15 protein-coding genes are annotated in these 16,918 nt (G+C 65.5%); 2 read left to right on the top strand and 13 right to left on the bottom strand.

The genetic code is table 11. The features are described from left to right. Nucleotides 1–163: 163 nt before the first annotated feature. On the bottom strand, nt 164–1,264 hold the full coding sequence (locus MUN73_RS04285) for a hypothetical protein (protein ID WP_250139209.1): 1,101 nt from the start codon (nt 1,262–1,264) through the stop codon (nt 164–166). 666 nt (nt 1,265–1,930) lie between these two features. Between MUN73_RS04285 and MUN73_RS04280 the strand changes: the two genes are divergently transcribed. Next, on the top strand, nt 1,931–5,995 hold the full coding sequence (locus tag MUN73_RS04280; RefSeq protein WP_250139208.1) for an LAGLIDADG family homing endonuclease: 4,065 nt from the start codon (nt 1,931–1,933) through the stop codon (nt 5,993–5,995). Between the two features lie 34 nt (nt 5,996–6,029). Here the strand turns inward: MUN73_RS04280 and MUN73_RS04275 are convergent, their stop codons facing one another. From MUN73_RS04275 to MUN73_RS04255, 5 genes are all read right to left on the bottom strand, one after another. Continuing rightward, a complete protein-coding gene (locus MUN73_RS04275; protein ID WP_250139207.1) occupies nt 6,030–6,938 on the bottom strand; it encodes a transcription initiation factor IIB in 909 nt (302 codons plus the stop codon). 203 nt (nt 6,939–7,141) lie between these two features. Further along, nucleotides 7,142–7,462: a hypothetical protein gene (locus MUN73_RS04270; protein ID WP_250139206.1), complete on the bottom strand. Its 321-nt coding sequence runs from the start codon at nt 7,460–7,462 to the stop codon at nt 7,142–7,144. Nucleotides 7,463–7,589: 127 nt separating this feature from the next. Continuing rightward, nucleotides 7,590–8,849, bottom strand: a complete 1,260-nt coding sequence (gene thrC, locus MUN73_RS04265; RefSeq protein WP_250139205.1) for a threonine synthase — start codon at nt 8,847–8,849, stop codon at nt 7,590–7,592. 48 nt (nt 8,850–8,897) lie between these two features. Continuing rightward, on the bottom strand, nt 8,898–9,338 hold the full coding sequence (locus MUN73_RS04260) for a helix-turn-helix domain-containing protein (RefSeq protein WP_250139204.1): 441 nt from the start codon (nt 9,336–9,338) through the stop codon (nt 8,898–8,900). A gap of 33 nt (nt 9,339–9,371) precedes the next feature. After that, complete coding sequence (locus tag MUN73_RS04255) at nt 9,372–9,626, bottom strand: DUF8001 family protein (RefSeq protein ID WP_250139203.1); 255 nt, start codon at nt 9,624–9,626, stop codon at nt 9,372–9,374. 170 nt (nt 9,627–9,796) lie between these two features. Between MUN73_RS04255 and MUN73_RS04250 the strand changes: the two genes are divergently transcribed. Next, nucleotides 9,797–10,264, top strand: a complete 468-nt coding sequence (locus MUN73_RS04250; protein WP_250139202.1) for a histidine kinase — start codon at nt 9,797–9,799, stop codon at nt 10,262–10,264. Nucleotides 10,265–10,570: 306 nt separating this feature from the next. Here MUN73_RS04250 and argF read toward each other — a convergent pair whose 3' ends face one another. From argF to lysW, 7 genes are read right to left on the bottom strand one after another with little or no spacing between them, the layout of a single operon-like run. After that, a complete protein-coding gene (argF, locus tag MUN73_RS04245; protein WP_250139201.1) occupies nt 10,571–11,506 on the bottom strand; it encodes an ornithine carbamoyltransferase in 936 nt (311 codons plus the stop codon). Continuing rightward, nucleotides 11,506–12,615, bottom strand: a complete 1,110-nt coding sequence (locus tag MUN73_RS04240) for a [LysW]-lysine hydrolase (protein WP_250139200.1) — start codon at nt 12,613–12,615, stop codon at nt 11,506–11,508. The genes argF and MUN73_RS04240 overlap by 1 nt, the downstream gene beginning before the upstream one ends. Beyond that, nucleotides 12,612–13,766 carry an aspartate aminotransferase family protein gene (locus MUN73_RS04235; protein ID WP_250139199.1) on the bottom strand — a complete coding sequence of 385 codons (1,155 nt, stop codon included), beginning with the start codon at nt 13,764–13,766 and terminating at the stop codon, nt 12,612–12,614. Before MUN73_RS04235 ends, MUN73_RS04240 begins: the two co-directional genes overlap by 4 nt. Next, nucleotides 13,763–14,620: an acetylglutamate/acetylaminoadipate kinase gene (locus tag MUN73_RS04230; RefSeq protein ID WP_250139198.1), complete on the bottom strand. Its 858-nt coding sequence runs from the start codon at nt 14,618–14,620 to the stop codon at nt 13,763–13,765. Before MUN73_RS04230 ends, MUN73_RS04235 begins: the two co-directional genes overlap by 4 nt. Beyond that, nucleotides 14,621–15,697: an N-acetyl-gamma-glutamyl-phosphate reductase gene (gene argC / locus MUN73_RS04225; protein WP_250139197.1), complete on the bottom strand. Its 1,077-nt coding sequence runs from the start codon at nt 15,695–15,697 to the stop codon at nt 14,621–14,623. Further along, nucleotides 15,697–16,581, bottom strand: a complete 885-nt coding sequence (lysX, locus tag MUN73_RS04220) for a lysine biosynthesis protein LysX (protein ID WP_250139196.1) — start codon at nt 16,579–16,581, stop codon at nt 15,697–15,699. The genes argC and lysX overlap by 1 nt, the downstream gene beginning before the upstream one ends. Next, complete coding sequence (gene lysW, locus MUN73_RS04215; RefSeq protein ID WP_005554620.1) at nt 16,578–16,742, bottom strand: lysine biosynthesis protein LysW; 165 nt, start codon at nt 16,740–16,742, stop codon at nt 16,578–16,580. The genes lysX and lysW overlap by 4 nt, the downstream gene beginning before the upstream one ends. Between the last annotated feature and the right edge of the window lie 176 nt (nt 16,743–16,918).

Genomic DNA, 16,918 nt, shown 5'->3' with positions numbered 1-16,918 from the left:
GGCTACGGAGACATACACCACTCACACACGCGATCGATCGACGGACCCCACACGGTCGATCTCCTGGCTGAACGATCCCGACGAGCGACGACACTCGAAATCGGCCACGCGTTCGACCGCGAAGCCGTGTCTCCGGCCCCCGAGTCGCCCCGCGTTCGGCGCGTCACTCCTCGGACGAGAGCTGCGCACCCTGAAATGCGTCCTCCATCGCGTCGCGGAACGCCGTGAACTGCCGTACCCGCTCCTGAACCGTCCCCTGGGTGGCTTCGACGCGTTCGAGGCCGTCCTCGAGCCGACGGACCTCGTCTTCGAAGTCGTCGGAGCGACTCTCGAGACGATCGTCGAGCGCCTGGACCTCAGCCTCCAGGTCGTCCTGCCGGCGCTCGACCGTCGACTCGATCTGTCCAGTGCGGTCCTCGAGCGCGTCGAGGCGCGATTCCAGGGTCGCCTGCTCGTCGCGAACGGACGACAGTTGCTCGCGGACCGCACGCAGTTCGTCCATGACCTCGGTGAGCACGTCCTCACCGGTGCCGTGGTCGTCGATGAACTCCTCCATGGCGTCGACGTAGGTGGCGAGGTCCTGGAACCGCGACTGGAGGTACGACACGCGCAGTTCGAGGCTCGATCGGGAGCCGTCGAGTGCGGTGAGCTCCCGCGCCAGCCGATCGCGCTGGGCGGGCGACGCGTCCGCATCTAGCGTGTGGAGCACCGCGTCGACGAGTTCCCCGAGGTCGGCCTCGTCCGGAGAACGATCGCCCGCCGTAGCCGCGACTGCTCCGTTACCGTCGGCGGTTGCGCGCCGTGGATCCGAGGTGGCTTCCGGATCGACCGTTGCATCGTGCACGATGTCGGTGACGGACATCTCGTCCTCGGGCATCTCGAACTCGTCGTCCTCGTCGGGCGTCGGTTCGGCACCGTCACCGCTCCCGCCGCTCGTCGTTTCGACGACCAGCGACGGCGTCTCGTGGCGCTCGACGTCCGCCGCCGCGCCGTCTCGAGCGTACCTATACCCCGTCGTGAGCGATTCGTCCGACCCGAGCGTTCGTTCGAACTCGACCGTCCGATCGGACGCCGAGTAGCGCGGCGGATCCGCGGTCGGAACCTGCACTGTCACGTCCGCCGGAACCGTATCTTGCAGTCGGACCCGCGATGGACGCTCTCGCGACGAGTCGAGTCGCAGTCCAACCCGGACTTCGTCCCCGTCCGAATCGACGTGTTTCGTCACCGTCACCCCCTCTTTCTCGGTAGTAAATAGCTCTGCCATCTGGACTCCCCCTCCGACACACATATTGATATCAATATACTAAACTGTTTGGATTATCTATAATTATTCGCGAGAACCTCCCAAAGCCATCACCAGATGCAATTAATTGAACGGGAGAATCGCGAGTCGATTGCCGCGGTCGAAGCCGCGCGATCGTCGACGGCAGTCGAGACGACGGCGTCCTCCGCCGGTCGACGCGACGGCAAAAAACCCACAGCACGGTAACATTTCGGGACGCCCTGGGTCGACGACCGACGTCGTCTCGGACCAAGTACCGAAACACATTGGCTATAGATACATACACGAGAACCGAAAAGAGTCGACCGGCCACGCGAACGACGGAAGGGGATACAGCACACGGCGTGGACATCGCCGGTCGACGCGGCAGACGATCACCGGAACGGCGATCATCGCCGGTTGTTCGACGTGGCCGAACCGCCCGGACGGATCGGCGCCACACCGCTCCCGCCGTAGCCACCGGGAGTGTTCTCACGCACGCTATCGGTCCCGGCGCGGGACCGAGTGCCGATCCGCACGCGGACGACGATCGGACAGTGACGACGGTCGGCGAGTGCCGGCCACGTCGACCGGGCGATCGATCCCCGTCGATCACTTTCGCTCCCCTTTGCCACCATTTATACCCGATGCGGTCCGTAGGACAGTGCAATGGCGCAAGCGGGCAATTCTGAACTCGTCGACTCCTTCGAGCAGTTCTTCCGCAACTACTACGACAGCGAGATCAAGCAGCTTGCGCAGCGCTACCCCAACGAACAGCGATCGCTCCACGTCGACTGGCAGGACCTCTACCGGTACGATCCCGACCTCGCGGACGACTTCATCAACCAGCCGGAACAGCTCCAGCGCTACGCCGAAGAGGCGCTGCGGCTGTACGACCTCCCGATCGACGTCAGCCTCGGCCAGGCCCACGTCCGGGTGACGAACCTCCCCGAGACCGAGTCGCCCGAGATCCGGGAGATCCGCGCCCGGGACATGAACTCCCTCGTGCAGGTGCACGGGATCGTCCGGAAAGCCACCGACGTCCGGCCGAAGATCGAGGAGGCCGCCTTCGAGTGCCAGCTCTGTGGCACCCTCTCTCGCGTTCCCCAGTCGAGCGGGGACTTCCAGGAACCCCACGAGTGCCAGGGCTGTGAACGACAGGGCCCCTTCCGGGTGAACTTCGATCAGTCGGAGTTCGTCGACTCCCAGAAACTGCGCATCCAGGAGAGCCCCGAGGGCCTGCGTGGCGGCGAGACGCCACAGTCACTCGACGTCCACGTCGAGGACGACATCACCGGCGAGGTCACCCCCGGCGACCACGTCTCCGCGACCGGCGTCCTCCGACTCGAACAGCAGGAGAACCAGGGCGAGAAGAGCCCCGTCTTCGACTTCTACATGGAGGGGATGTCCGTCGAGATCGACGAAGAGCAGTTCGAGGACATGGACATCAGCGACGAGGACAAGAAGCAGATCTACGAAATTTCCAACCAGGACGACGTCTACGAGCAGATGGTCGCCTCGATCGCGCCCTCGATCTACGGCTACGATCAGGAGAAACTCGCGATGATCCTCCAGTTGTTCTCCGGCGTGACGAAACAGTTGCCGGACGGATCGCGGATCCGCGGTGACCTGCACATGCTGCTGATCGGGGACCCTGGTACCGGCAAATGCGTCCGCGGTGATACGAAGGTTACACTCGCGGACGGACGAACGGTTCCGATTCGCGAGATAGTTGAGTCGAATCTCGAGGATCCGAAACCGATCGACGACGGCTGGTGGGACGAGATCGATCTCGAGGTCCCGTCCTTGCAAGACGACGGCTCGATCGCCTCACAGCGGGCAACGAAAGTATGGAAACGCGAAGCACCCGAGCAGATGTATCGGATTCGGACCTCGAGCGGACGTGAACTCGAGGTGACGCCGTCCCATCCGCTGTTTGTACAGCGTGACGGCCAGTTCAATCCGATAGTCGCCGAAGAGCTTACTAAAGGACAGTTCATTGCTGCGCCGCGAACCCTTTCCACGAAAGGGGATGACTCGATCGATATCGATTTCCGACGATCTCGGTCGCGAAACGCGGTTCAACTCGATCTGCCGGCCGAATGGACACCCTCGTTAGCCCGACTGATCGGATACGTCATCGCAGAAGGGTACGTCGAACAGCGAGACGACAATACAGGATTCGTCTCGATTACGAACAACGATCGGGAAGTATTGGACGACGCAGCGAAGGCACTCGAGAAGTTAGGCCTCAACACGACGGAGCGAGGACCGCACGAATCGAAGGACGCCCGTGAGCTTCTGTGTTCGGCAGGAGAGTTCGTAAGCTTCCTCAAGGCACTCGAACCGTGTATTCTCGAGTCGTCCGACAAACAATGTGTCCCAGATTCGATATTCAAGGCCTCTGAGGCAACGAAGTCTGAATTTCTCCAAGCCTTTATTGAAGGGGAAGGCCACGTTTCGGAGTCTCAGCGAGAGATTTCCGTTGCGTCGATGAGCCGAGAGTTACTCGATAATGTCCGAACGTTACTCCTGTCGGTCGGAATACGCGCACAGATGCACGATCGACGTAATGGCAGCTATCGACTCAGAATAAGCGGAGACGAATTTGCGAAATACGTCTCTCGAATTGGATTTGTGACCGAGCGAAAACAGGAGACAGCATCACAGTACACAGACACAAATGGGAATACGAATCTCAATATTGTCCCAAGCCTGGGTTCGGAACTTCGACAAATTCGGGAATCACTGTCACTAACGCAGGCCGACTGCGGACTCCCCCGATCGACGTATCAAAACTATGAGCGCGGGTCGAGAAACCCGAGCCGACAGAGTCTTCGAAAGGTCGTCTCAGCGTTCAAAGACGAAGTTCCAGCGAAAGCTGGTCAGAGCGAGGACAGTGTCGTCGCTGACGGTGGATCCGTAGGAGCAAGCGTCGCTGCTCTCGAGCAGTTCGTAGAGGGTGACGTCTATTGGGAACGAATCGAATCTATCGACAGAGTCGAACCCGACTATGATTGGGTCTACGACCTCGAGATCGAGGGAACGCACAATTACGTCTCAAACGGGGTCATCTCGCACAACTCCCAGATGCTGGGCTACATCCAGAACATCGCGCCGCGCTCCGTCTACACCTCCGGGAAGGGTTCGTCCTCGGCAGGCCTTACCGCAGCCGCGGTTCGCGACGACTTCGGCGACGGCCAGCAGTGGACCCTTGAGGCTGGTGCACTCGTTCTCGCTGATCAAGGTATCGCCGCAGTCGACGAACTTGACAAAATGCGATGTGTGACTAGTGACACAGCTGTCGACTTGGCTGACAGCTCGTCTGTTTCGATTGGTGACATCGCCAAACGAGCGGCGGAGAGCGGTGAAATCGAACCGCTCGAGAACGGCCGAACGATCCGAGACGTCGATCTCTCCGTCCGGACCATGACCGACTCCGGAGCGATCGTCGAACGGCCGGTGACGGCTGTCCATCAGTACGAAACTCCGACGGAACTGATCGAAGTCACCACTGAAGACGGATCGCAACTCCGTTCGACGCCGGATCATCCGTTCTTCGTCTATCAGAACGAATCGATCGTCGAACGGAGTGCAGCGAAACTCGAGGTCGGTGATCAGACCCTCGCACCCCGTGAACGTCCTCCGATCGCCGCGGATGGTGGTGTCGCAACCGTCGATCAATCGACGAACTCGAGCCTCCGAGACGTCGAACCAAAGGAAATCGTCGAGATTCGGCGGATCGGGAGCGAGAATTGGGACTACGTCTACGACCTCACGGTAGAAGGAACCCACAACTTCATCGCGAACGGCATGGTCGTCCACAACTCTGAGGACCGATCGGCCATGCACGAGGCCCTCGAACAGCAGAAGATTTCCGTCTCCAAGGCGGGCATCAACGCGACCCTCAAGTCCCGCTGTTCGCTACTCGGCGCCGCGAACCCCAAGTACGGCCGCTTCGATCAGTACGAGCCGATCGGCGAGCAGATCGACCTCGAACCCGCCCTGATCTCGCGGTTCGACCTGATCTTCACCGTCACCGACCAGCCCGACGAGGAGAAAGACCGCAACCTCGCCGAGCACATCATCACGACGAACTACGCGGGCGAGTTGACGACCCAGCGCGAGCAGATGGCCTCGCTCGAGGTTAGCACCGAGGAGATCGACGAGATGACCGACCAGGTCGACCCCGAGATCGACGCCGAACTCCTGCGCAAGTACATCGCCTTCGCGAAGCAGAACTGCCACCCGCGGATGACCGAGGAAGCCCAGGAGGCGATCCGGGACTTCTACGTCGACCTCCGGTCGAAGGGGACCGACGAGGACGCCCCGGTTCCGGTCACGGCGCGAAAACTCGAGGCCCTGGTGCGGCTCTCGGAGGCCAGCGCGCGGGTGCGCCTCTCCGATACGGTCGAGCAACACGACGCCGAGCGGGTCATCGAGATCGTCCGCTCGTGTCTGCAGGACATCGGCGTCGACCCCGAGACGGGCGAGTTCGACGCGGACATCGTCGAGGCCGGCACCTCGAAGTCCCAGCGCGATCGGATCAAGAACCTCAAGGGACTCATCAGCGACATCGAGGAGGAGTACGACGAGGGTGCGCCGGTCGACATCGTCATGGAGCGCGCCGAGGAAATCGGCATGGACCAGTCCAAGGCCGAACACGAGATCGAGAAGCTCAAACAGAAAGGCGAGGTCTACGAGCCGAGCACGGACAACCTCCGGACGACGTGAGTCGATCGATCCGGGACGATCGATCCGAGAGGCGTCATTCCGACTGGAGCGTATTCAGCGTCGTCACCGTCGATCGGATCGTCACCGGGGCGACGTCGGCCACCGCGGCGGCATCGGCCTGGGTCACCGACGACCACGCCTCGCGCTCGGTGGCGGCCCGGTAGAGACAGGCCGCCGCGACGCCGCTGGGATTGCGGCCGCCGATCGCACGGGCCTCGAGCAACGTGGCGACGTGGTCGCGGGCCCGGCGTTCGACGGCCGGTTCGAGGTCGAGTTCCGAAGCGTAGCGCGGCAGGTACTGGGCGGGATCGATCGGACCGGTCGGCAGGCCGAGGTCGCGGTTGAGCGCGTCGTAGGCCGCGGTGAGTTCGTCGGCGTCGGCGCGCGCGACGGTCGTGATCTCGTCGATCGTCCGTGGGACCGATCGGGTCCGGCAGGTCGCGTAGATCGCTGCGGCGGCGAACCCCTCGAGCGAGCGACCCTGGAACAGCCCTTCCGACTGGGCCGACTCGAAGAGGGCACACGCCTGTTCGCGGATCGAATCGTCCAGCGAGAGTCGCGCGGCGATGCGTTTGATCTCGGTGAAGCCGTAGGCCTGGTTCCGGTCGGCCTTCGTCGCGATGCGCGCCCGATTGTGTTCCCGTCGGAGGCGCACGATCTGACGACGTTTCCGGCCGGTGAGTCGCGTCCCGGACCCGAAATCGCTACCGGTCCCGTACCCGATCTCCGTCGAGAGGCCGCGATCGTGTCGCGAGCGGGTCAGCGGCGCACCGGTCCGGCGAGGGTCGGTCTCGTCGTCGTCGAACGAGCGCCACTCCGGCCCGCGATCGATCGCATCCTCCTCGACGACGAGTCCGCAGTTCTCGCAGACGACCTCCGTCTCGGTGCGTCGAACTCTGCCGTGACACTCGGGACAGGCTGGGGAAGACTCCGAATTCTCCATCGGTAATCAGCGTTCCTCATGATAATAGACTCCCGCAATCGTATTTAAACTATAGGATCGGTGCGGAAATAAACTCGCTCCCGACGAGCCTGCGGGACTCGCAGAGAGCGGCGAGACCGTGGCAGGGGAGCGATACACCCCGTTCGTGACCGGTCAAAGCGGCAGGGCGAAGGAACGATCGGCGCGCGCGCCGTGCACGCGGCCTACCGGCGCTCGGGAACCAGACGGCGGACGACGTCGAGGACGCCGTCCCCGGATTCGCTCGACTCCCGGCGCTCCTCGAGTTGCAGTTCGTACTGTCCGACGATCGCCTGTCGCCGGCACTCGCTGGCCGCGAGTTCGCGTTCGAGGGCGGCGACCTGGGCGCGGAGTCGGACGCGTTCGATTCGAGAAGCCATCGGGGACGGTGGCTCGACGGCCGGGACGTCGATCGACGGGGTCACGGCCGCCGTGGCTACGGGATCGGTGCTGGTTCGGGTCGATTCGCGGGCGCGGGGATCGCCGGATCGTTGCTCGACGGACATGACAGACCCGGCAACGGAGGGAGCAAAAAAACCCAGTCAGTCGGGCGTCAGACGCCGCGGACGGGCGTCAGACGCGCGACGGACGGCGTTGCCGGGCGGCCGCTCGAATCGTTCGATCGGGACTGAATTACCCTTGCAGGTGCTCGATGACTCCCTCGGTGTCGGCCGGCACCGGTTCGGGATCGCTCCCCGCGGCGGCCGCGGCGTCGGGGTCCTTGAGCAGGTGGCCCGTCGTCAGGCAGGCGACCCGTTCGGCGTCGTCGACGATCCCCTCGGCGCGGAGTTTGCGCAGGCCGGCCACGGAGGCCGCGGAGGCGGGTTCGACGCCGATCCCCTCCTCGGCGAGGTCGCGCTGGGCGTCGGTGATCGCCTCGTCCGAGACCGCGATCGCAGTGCCACCGGTCTCGCGGATGCCGGGCAGGGCCTTCGGCGCGTTGACCGGGTTCCCGATTCGGATCGCCGTCGCCCGCGTTTCTACGTCGTCCCAGCGGCGGACCTCGTCGGCCCCGTTCTCGATCGCCTCGACCATCGGGGCCGCGCCCGCGGCCTGGACGCCGGTCAGTTTCGGCACGTCGTCGGCGTCGAGTTCGCCCGCCTGGACGAGTTCGCGGAACGCCTTGTACAGCGCCGAGGTGTTCCCGGCGTTGCCGACCGGGAGGACGATCCGGTCGGGGAACGCGCCGTAATCGTCGCGGAACCCCTCGAGGATCTCGAGCCCGATCGTCTTCTGGCCCTCCAGCCGGAAGGGGTTCAGCGAGTTCAGGAGGTAGGCCTCGCCGCGGGCGGCCAGTTCCTGGACGATGTCGAGACAGGCGTCGAAGTTGCCGTCGACCTCGAGAATGCGCGCGCCGTGGAGGCTGGCCTGGGCGATCTTGCCCGCCGCGACCTTGCCCGCGGGCAGGAGCACGAGCGTCTCCATCCCGCCGCGGGAGCCGTAGGCCGCGAGCGCCGCGCTGGTGTTTCCGGTGGAGGCGCAGGCGAGTCGATCGACGCCGAGTTCTTTCGCGACCCTGACGCCGACGGTCATGCCGCGGTCCTTGAACGAGCCCGTCGGGTTCATCCCCTCGTGTTTGATCCGCAGCGCTTCGACACCAACGTCGGCCTCGAGTCGCGGCACCTCGTACAGCGGCGTCGCTCCCTCCTGGGTCGTCACGCCCGTCTCGAACGGGAGCGCGTCGGCGTACCGCCAGACGCCCTCGCCCGCGAAGTCGTCGAACGTCGGCAGGTCCGCGTACCGCACTTCGAGCAGTCCGTCGCACTCGTCGCAGGTGTAGCGAACGTCGTCGAACGGGGCGAACGTCTCGGAGCACTCGATACACTCGAGCCAGACGCCGTCGTCGGCGTCGGCCGGCGGCTCCGGCTGGGTAGCGGCAAGGCTGAGACTCATTGTCGGGCGAGAGGTGGGCGAGGGGCAAAAAGCACGTGGATTCGACGGCTACTCGCCGGTAGTCTCGGATCCGCCGTCGACGGCGGACCCGACGTCGGCTTCGGCCCCGGCCGATCGACCGTCGAACTCGTCGATCACGTCGTGGACCGTTCCCGTCCAGGTGTCGAGCGCTTGGTGGAGAGCGGCTTTGGCCTCGGGGAGCGCGACGGCCGTGTACTGGTAGACGTAGCCGCCACCGTCGAGCAAGCGTCGATCCCGGCGAACGAGCCCTCGCTCGTGAAGCGTCGACAGGGCGCGGTTGACCGTGCTCCGATCGCGGTCGAGGGCCGTCGCCAGTTCCTCGATCGTGCTCCCCGGCCGGTCGCGAAGCGCGAGGTAGGTCCGCGTTTCGTGGTCCTCGATCCCGAACACGCAACTCATCACCTTCTCGAACGGCGGGTTCGAATCCTCCAGTAACTCGTCGAGTCGGTGTCGCGGGTCGCTCGTCATACGTGATCGAACGGCTCCCAGGACAAAGAACTGTTACTCCGAGTCCGCCGCCGAGTCGCTGGCGTACCCCATGTTCCGGACGCAGGTTCGCATCTCGCGCTCGGTCTCGTGACGGTGCAGTCGCGTCGGCGTGTCACAGTAGTAGACCGAGCCATCGTACCGCAGGGTCACCTCGTGGTCCGTCCCGAGGGTCGTCGTCGTGACGACGATCCGCCGACCGTTCTGTAGCGCGTCCAGAATCGCGTCTTCGTCGAGTTCACCCGCCGTGATTCGAAGGGGATCCGCCATCGATTCGAACTGGGGCGGCCGATTCAAAGAATCTTCGCGTCCGCACACCGTCGGCCCCTCCCATCCCGATCGCCTCGACGGCCGTTCGCGAATCCGTCCGTCGCAGCGGCTGTGTACGCTCGATGCCAGACCGGGATACCGCTACACGGACCCATGTGGTACGCACCCTCATGGCATCGGAAGTACGAACGCGAACGGACGAACGGCTCGGAACAGCACTCGAACCCTGGCAGGCGGGGACCGTCGGCGGCATCGTCGGCGCGATCGTCTTCGGTGCGATGATGGCGATCCAGACGCCCGCGGTCCTCGAGGTGGCGATCCCGGCGATGTACGGGCTCGAAGGCGGCCTCGTGGGGATGCTCGTTCACGTGTCCCACGGTGCCGTCCTCGGCGTCGTCTTCGCGGCCGCGCTCACGGCCACGGGACGTGACCTCGGCCCGATCGGAACCACCGCCGCCGGTGTCGGGTACGGACTGATCGTGTGGGCGATCCTCGCAGTGCTCGTCATGCCGATCTGGCTCTCGGCCGTCGGCTTCCCGATGGCACCCGCCGTGCCGAACGTCGCCGTCGAGAGTCTCGTCGGACACGCCGCGTACGGACTCGTCCTCGGGATCACCTACGCACTGCTGGCGCGATAGCCCCGAACGACGAGAAAGGGTATCCACGACCCCCTGGTCGATAGCCGATACCGCTGTTACCCCCCATTGCTCGCCTACGCCAGGTGCAGTGCGACCAGCGCCGCCGGTCCCAGCACCATGATGAGCGTGGCGAGCAGCAGTCTGAACGACATGCTGCTACCCGCCGCTTCGACGGCCCCCTATATAATTTCGATTGATAGTCGTCTTCGTGGAACGGTATTCACCTACGATAAATACGAAATTTCGGCACGAAATCGCCCGTTTACCGGCGGATGGCGTGGACCCGGGTGACGGGTCCCGATCGGGTCACTCCGCAAGTAACCAGCTCAACAGCGCCTTCTGGGCGTGGAGTCGGTTCTCGGCCTGGTCGAAGACGACCGATCGATCGCTCTCGATGACGGCGTCGGTGATCTCCTCGCCGCGGTGGGCCGGCAGGCAGTGCATTACCGACGCGTCGGGGGCGTGCTCGAGGAGGCCCGAACGGACCTGGAACCCCTCGAAGTCGTTCATCCGGACGTCGCGTTCGTCCTCCTGGCCCATGCTGATCCAGACGTCGGTGTAGATGACGTCCGCGTCCGTGGCGGCGTCGACGGGATCGTGCGTCACCGTGGGATCGCCGCCGAGATCGCGGGCCCGATCGAGTACGTCGTCGTCGATCCCGTACCCCTCGGGCGTGGCGACCGTCAGGTCGATGTCCGTCAGCGCGGCACCGACGGTGAACGACTGGGCGACGTTGTTCCCGTCGCCGATCCAGGCGACCGACACGCCGTCGAACTCGCCCTCCTGCTCGCGGATCGTCAGCAGATCCGCGAGCGTCTGGCACGGGTGGGCGTCGTCGGTGAGACCGTTGACGATCGGGACCGAGGAGTACTCCGCGAGCACCTCGATGTTCTCGTGTTTGAACACCCGGGCCATCACCGCGTCGACGTACCGCGAGAGCGTCCGCGAGGTGTCTTTCAGCGGCTCGCCGCGACCGAGCTGGATGTCGTCCTCGCCGAGGAAGACGGCGTGGCCGCCGAGCTGTGTCATCCCCGTCTCGAAGGAGACGCGGGTGCGCGTGCTCGGCTTCTGGAAGATCATCCCTAACGTCTGCCCCGCGAGGTCGGCGTGGCTTTCGCCGCCCTGCTGGGCGCGTTTGTACGCGGCGGCCCGATCGAGGACGGTCTCGAGTTCGGCCGTCGAGAGATCGTCGATCTCGAGGAAGTGACGCGGGTCCGACGCCGCGGCGACGTCGGTCGGCATCACTCGTCACCTCCGCGAAGCGTCGTCGCGACCCGCGTCAGGACGCCGGTGGACTGGTCGAACTCCACGAGCGAGAGGCGCTCGTCCGGCGCGTGATCGAGTTCGGAGTTGCCAGGGCCGTAGGTGGCCATCGGACAGTCCCACGCGCCGGCGTAGAGGTTCATGTCGCTCGTGCCGGTCTTGCGAAGGAGGCGGGGATCGCCGCCCTCCTTTCGAATCGCCGCGCGGAACGCCCGGGCAACCTCGGTCCGTGGACTCTCCATGACCGGCGGGATCGGCTCCGCCCAGGAGACGGTCCCGATCTCGAGTTCGGCTTCGGCGGTCTCGCGAACCGACTCCGCGTCGAGCGACGGGGGGATCCGCAACTGGACCGCGAGCGTCGTCTCGACGGAGAGACCGTCGTCGCTGATTCCGCCGTCGATGTCGACCGGTTTGGCGGTCACGCGCTCGAAGACGGGCGTGTACTCGTCGTGCTCGAACGCGTCCTCGACGCTCGTCCACCAGTCTGTGGCGTGCTGGATCGCGTTCGGCTCGGGCCGGGAGGTGTGGCCGGACTCGCTGGTCGCGACGTAGGTTCCCGCGAGGAAGCCGCGGTAGCCCAGTGTGATCCCCGTCGTGCCGCTCGGTTCACCGTTAATGACCGCCTGGGGTTCGTCGCGATCGACGACCAGGTGACGGGCACCGCGGGAGTTCGTCTCCTCGCCGACGACGCCGACGAACGAGACTCCTGCGCGAATCGCGGCTGCGGCCATCGCGGCAAGCGGACCGGTGGCGTCGACACTGCCACGACCCCAGAGGACGTCTTCACCCTCTTCTTCGGCGACGTCCGCCTCGACGTCCTCCTCGTCGGCCGATCGGATCTCGACCGGAATCTCGCCTGGGACGGTGTCGATGTGCGAGGTCAGCAGAACCGAATCGTCGGCCGGCGCGCGGACGTTGCCGACGTCGTCGATCCATGCCTCGCGGCCGTTGGCCGAGAAGAACTCGACGAGGCGCTCGGCGGCCGCCCGCTCTTCTCCCGAGGGCGAGGGGATCGACACGAGGTCGATCAACAGGTTGCGCGCGTCTTCGGGCGAAACGTCGATCGTGTCGTTCATCGTCGCACTCATGATTGGGTCTGGGCTTCGGGTGCGATGATCTCGGCCAGCGCGTCGACGAGGCGGTCCGCCTCGTCCTCGCCGATGACGAGCGGCGGCAACAGGCGAAGGACGGTCCGGCCCGCGGGAAGCGCCAGAATCTGGTGCTCGAGCGCCAGGTCGCGGGCGATGCGGTTCGCACCGCGTTTCAACTCGACGCCGACGAGCAAGCCTTCGCCACGGACCTCGCGGACCTCGTCGCCGAGCGCCGTCTCGAGTTCGTCGACGAGGTAGTCGCCGATCTCGGCAGCGTGGGCGGGCCACTCCTCCTCGACCAGCGTCGAAACGGTGGCGTGGACCGCCGCGGAGACGACGGGACCGCCACTGAACGTGGCGTTGTGCGAGGCCGCGCCGTCGGCGATCCAGTCTGCGACCGCGACCGCGCCGACGGGCAGGCCGTTGCCGAGCCCCTTCGCCGTCGTGAGCACGTCGGGCGTGACGCCCGCGCCCTCGCAGGCCCACATCTCGCCCGTCCGACCCATGCCGGTCTGGACCTCGTCGAGGACGAGCGCTGCGCCGGCCTCCTCGGTGCGTTCCCGGGCAGTTTCGAGGTAGCCCGCGGGCGGGACGTTGACGCCGCCCTCGCCCTGAATCGGCTCGAGGATCACGGCCGCGGTCTCGTCGTCGACGGCCGCGGCGAGTGCCTCGTCGTCCCCGTAGGGGACGAACTCCACGTCGCCGGCCAGGGGCTCGTAGGGCTTCTTGTACTTGTCCTTCCAGGTCGCCGCGAGCGAGCCCATCGTCCGGCCGTGGAACGATCGGGTCGCGGCGACGATCTTCGACTCGCCGGTCGCCGACCGCGCGAACTTCAGCGCGGCCTCGTTGGCCTCGGTGCCGGAGTTGCAGAACCAGGCCCCATCGAGTCCGTCGGGAGTCGCCGCGACGAGCGCGGCGTAGGCGTCCTCGCGCGACTGGACGGGGTACGAGGAGTCGACGAACGTCAACTCGCCGACCTGCTCCTGTACCGCCTCGACGACAGCGGGGTGGCTGTGGCCCAGCGGCGTGCACGCGTAGCTCGCGCCGGCGTCCAGGTACTCCGTGCCGTCGGCGGTGTAGAGGGACGGCCCCTCGCCGCGCTCGATGCCGATCGGCTTGCCGCCGGAGACGAAGTCGTGATCGCTCACTGGGCCACCTCCTCGCCGTCCTCGGCGATCGCGCCGGGTTCGATCGTCGTCCCGTCGCCCGCGAGCGCGTTCGTGATCGGGTCGGCGGCGTTCGCCGAGGCGACCGTCACCGAGGCCGCACCGCCCTCGAGGGCCTCCTCGGCGGCCATCACCTTCTTCGTCATGAACCCTTCCGCGGCCTCCTCGACCGCCGCGAACTCCGCGGGGGTCGACGCCGAGTCGATCTTCGTCGACTCGTCGTCGGGGTCCTCGTAGATCCCCGAGACGTCCGTGAGCACGACCAGGTCCGCCCCGAGCGCGCCCGCGATCGCCGCCGCCGCGCGATCGGCGTCGGCGTTGACTGCGGTGTACCCCCCGTCTTTCTCCTTCCCGAGCACGGGAACCGAGACGACGGGCGTGTAGCCGCCCGAGAGCATCGTCTCGAGCAGGTCCGCGTTGACCGACTCGATCGTCCCCGAGTGGTCGCCGCGCTTGATTTTCTTCTTGCCGTCTTCTTTCACGCGGACGGCGGACTTGCGCTTGCCCTCCAGCAGTTTGCCGTCGATGCCGGAGAGCCCGACAGCGTTCACGCCCTCGTTCTGGAGCGACTCGACGAGGTCGGTGTTGAGTTTGCCCGGCATCACCATCTTGAAGACGTCCATTGTGCGCTCGTCGGTGAATCGGCCGACGACCCCGCCGGGCGTCTCGACGTAGGTCGGTTCCTCGCCGAGTTCCTCGAGGGTCTCGTCGACGGCGGTCGAGCCGCCGTGGGTGAGGACGACGTCTTCACCGTCGTCGACCAGCGAGGCGACGTCCGCGAGCGCACCCTCGGGATCGACGGCGCGAGCGCCGCCGATCTTGACGACGACCGTCATTTACGGTGCCCCCACGGGGTGAAGTCCCGTGAACTCGAGTCCTGCGGTTTCCTCGAGGCCCAGCGCGACGTTTGCCGCGTGGACCGCCTGTCCCGCCGATCCCTTCATCATGTTGTCGATCGCCGAGAAGACGACGATGCGCTTATTCTGCGGATCGAGTTCGAAGCCGACCTCGGCGAGGTTGGTCCCGGCGACCGCCTTCGGTTCGGGGTAGCGGTAGACGCCGGAGCCGCCGGCGGCCATGCGGACGAACGGCTCGTCCTCGTAGCAGCCCCGATACGCTTTCCAGAGGTCGCCCTTCGAGACGGGCGAGTCGGGGAAGACGTGACTCGTCGCGCTGGCACCGCGGACCATGTCCACGGCGTGGCACGTGAACGCGACGCTCGTCCCGAGGAACTGCTCGATCTCGGCCTCGTGGCGGTGGCCCGTCGGTGCGTAGGGGCGGACGACGCCCGATCGCTCCGGGTGGCTCGACGCCTCGCCGCCGCCCGCGCCCCCTTCGGAGGAGCCGACCTTGACGTCGACGACGACCTGCTCGCCACCCTCCAGGATATCGTGCTCGAACAGCGGGTACAGGCCCAGAATGGTGGCGGTGGCGTTACAGCCGCCGCCCGCAATGAGGTCCGCGCCCGCGAGGTTCTCGCGGTTGATCTCGGGAAGCGCGTACTCGGCCTTTTTGAGATATTCGGGCGCGTCGTGGCCGTCGTACCACTCGTCGTACTGGGCCTCGCTGTCGAGGCGAAAGTCCGCCGAGAGGTCCACGACGGTATCGGCAATCTCGAAGAACTCGTCGATCTGGCCCATCGAGACGCCGTGGGGCGTCGCCGCGAATAGCACGTCGACGCTCTCCAGATCGTCGGGTTCCGTAAAGCGGAGGTCCGCGCCGCGCAGCGGCGGGTGGACGGAGCCGACGCTCTTGCCGGCCTTCGATCGACTCGTGACCTCGCTGATCTCGAAGTTGGGGTGGCCCGCGAGCAGGCGAAGCAGTTCGCCGCCCGTAAAGCCCGAGCCGCCGACGACCGTCGCGGTGACGGTTTCCGCGTTCTCGTCGGCGGTGGCGTCCGTGCCCACGGCCATCAGGCGGTCACCTCGAGCGGGTCGTCCGCCGCGTCGGCGGCTTTCTCCTCGAGCCAGTCGACGACGGTGCCGGCGACGTCGGTGTCGACGGCCCCGTCCAGAGCCTTGAACTCGACCGTGTGGTTGACCTCGTGGACCGTATAGCCGTCCGCAGTTTCCATGAGGTCGACGCCGAGCAGGCCGCCGCCGACGGCGTCACTGGCCTTCTGGACCAGTTCTTTCGCCTCGGCGTCGAGTTCGAACACCTCGGTCTCGGCACCCTTGGCGGCGTTCGTGATCCAGTGGTCCGACGAGCGAACCATCGCGGCGATCGGGTCGCCGTCGGTCGCGAGCACGCGGATGTCGCGGCCGGGCTTCTCGACGAACTCCTGGACGTAGAACACCTTGTGCTCGTAGTGGCCGAGGGTGGCCTTGTGCTCGAGAATGGCCTCCGCGGCGTCCGGCGAGTCGATCTTCGCCATCAGGCGGCCCCACGACCCGACGACGGGCTTGAGGACGCAGGGGTATCCGAACTCCTCGATCGCCTCCATCGCGGTCTCTTTGGTGAACGCGACTTTCGTCGCGGGCGTGGGCACGCCCGCTCCCTCGAGCGCGAGGCTGTTCTTCACTTTGTCGGCACAGATCTCGGCCGTCTCGTGGCTGTTGACCACGGGGATCCCGTAGGCCTCGAAGAACTTCGTGGCGTACAGGCTCCGGCTCGTGGCGAGACAGCGATCGACGACGATGTCGAGGTCGGCGAACTCCTCGGGCGTCTCGCCGATGTCGAACGTCTGCTTGCGGACGTCGATCTTTTCGACCTCGTGGTCGCGCTCGCGAAGCTCGTTCAGGAGGAGCTTCTCGTCTTTGCGGATCCGGGAGTAGAGGATTCCTACGTGCAAGATCACTCACCCCAGTCCTCTTCGAGCTCCGGGGCTCGCTCGAGGACTGGCGGCTCGGTGTCTACGACTTCCAGTTCGGCTCCGCAGGTCGTACAGTCGACTATCTCTCCCACTTCCAGATCGTCGTGCAGGGACACTTCTGCCCCACACTCGACGCATTCGGTCATTGTACCTCCAACTGGGAGCCGATATCCCTTAAACCCTTCGAACTTAACAGCAAAATTATACTATCGACACTGGCCTCTAACGGTGTGAAAGTGCTATTTTCCGGCAGATTTTGTCTGACATATCACGGTTTAGGTAGTTGGTCCCCTCGCGGGGACGGCGGCAGCGAGACCGGTGG

Source organism: Halosolutus amylolyticus (genome assembly GCF_023566055.1).
Classification (GTDB): Archaea; Halobacteriota; Halobacteria; order Halobacteriales; family Natrialbaceae; genus Halosolutus; species Halosolutus amylolyticus.
The sequence above is the reverse complement of the archived record's forward strand: the minus strand, read 5'-3'. Positions and strand labels throughout refer to the sequence as shown.

Bases quoted from the DNA above. Each gene is read 5' to 3' on its own strand.
- MUN73_RS04270 (WP_250139206.1), bottom strand. From the start codon at position 7,462: ATGTCCGTCGAGCAACGATCCGGCGATCCCCGCGCCCGCGAATCGACC.
- MUN73_RS04275 (WP_250139207.1), bottom strand. From the start codon at position 6,938: ATGGAGAATTCGGAGTCTTCCCCAGCCTGTCCCGAGTGTCACGGCAGA.
- MUN73_RS04240 (WP_250139200.1), bottom strand. From the start codon at position 12,615: ATGAGTGCGACGATGAACGACACGATCGACGTTTCGCCCGAAGACGCG.
- MUN73_RS04260 (WP_250139204.1), bottom strand. From the start codon at position 9,338: ATGACGAGCGACCCGCGACACCGACTCGACGAGTTACTGGAGGATTCG.
- lysW (WP_005554620.1), bottom strand. From the start codon at position 16,742: ATGACCGAATGCGTCGAGTGTGGGGCAGAAGTGTCCCTGCACGACGAT.
- MUN73_RS04230 (WP_250139198.1), bottom strand. From the start codon at position 14,620: ATGACGGTCGTCGTCAAGATCGGCGGCGCTCGCGCCGTCGATCCCGAG.
- MUN73_RS04285 (WP_250139209.1), bottom strand. From the start codon at position 1,264: ATGGCAGAGCTATTTACTACCGAGAAAGAGGGGGTGACGGTGACGAAA.
- MUN73_RS04250 (WP_250139202.1), top strand. From the start codon at position 9,797: ATGGCATCGGAAGTACGAACGCGAACGGACGAACGGCTCGGAACAGCA.
- argC (WP_250139197.1), bottom strand. From the start codon at position 15,697: ATGGCCGTGGGCACGGACGCCACCGCCGACGAGAACGCGGAAACCGTC.
- argF (WP_250139201.1), bottom strand. From the start codon at position 11,506: ATGCCGACCGACGTCGCCGCGGCGTCGGACCCGCGTCACTTCCTCGAG.
- thrC (WP_250139205.1), bottom strand. From the start codon at position 8,849: ATGAGTCTCAGCCTTGCCGCTACCCAGCCGGAGCCGCCGGCCGACGCC.
- MUN73_RS04280 (WP_250139208.1), top strand. From the start codon at position 1,931: ATGGCGCAAGCGGGCAATTCTGAACTCGTCGACTCCTTCGAGCAGTTC.
- MUN73_RS04255 (WP_250139203.1), bottom strand. From the start codon at position 9,626: ATGGCGGATCCCCTTCGAATCACGGCGGGTGAACTCGACGAAGACGCG.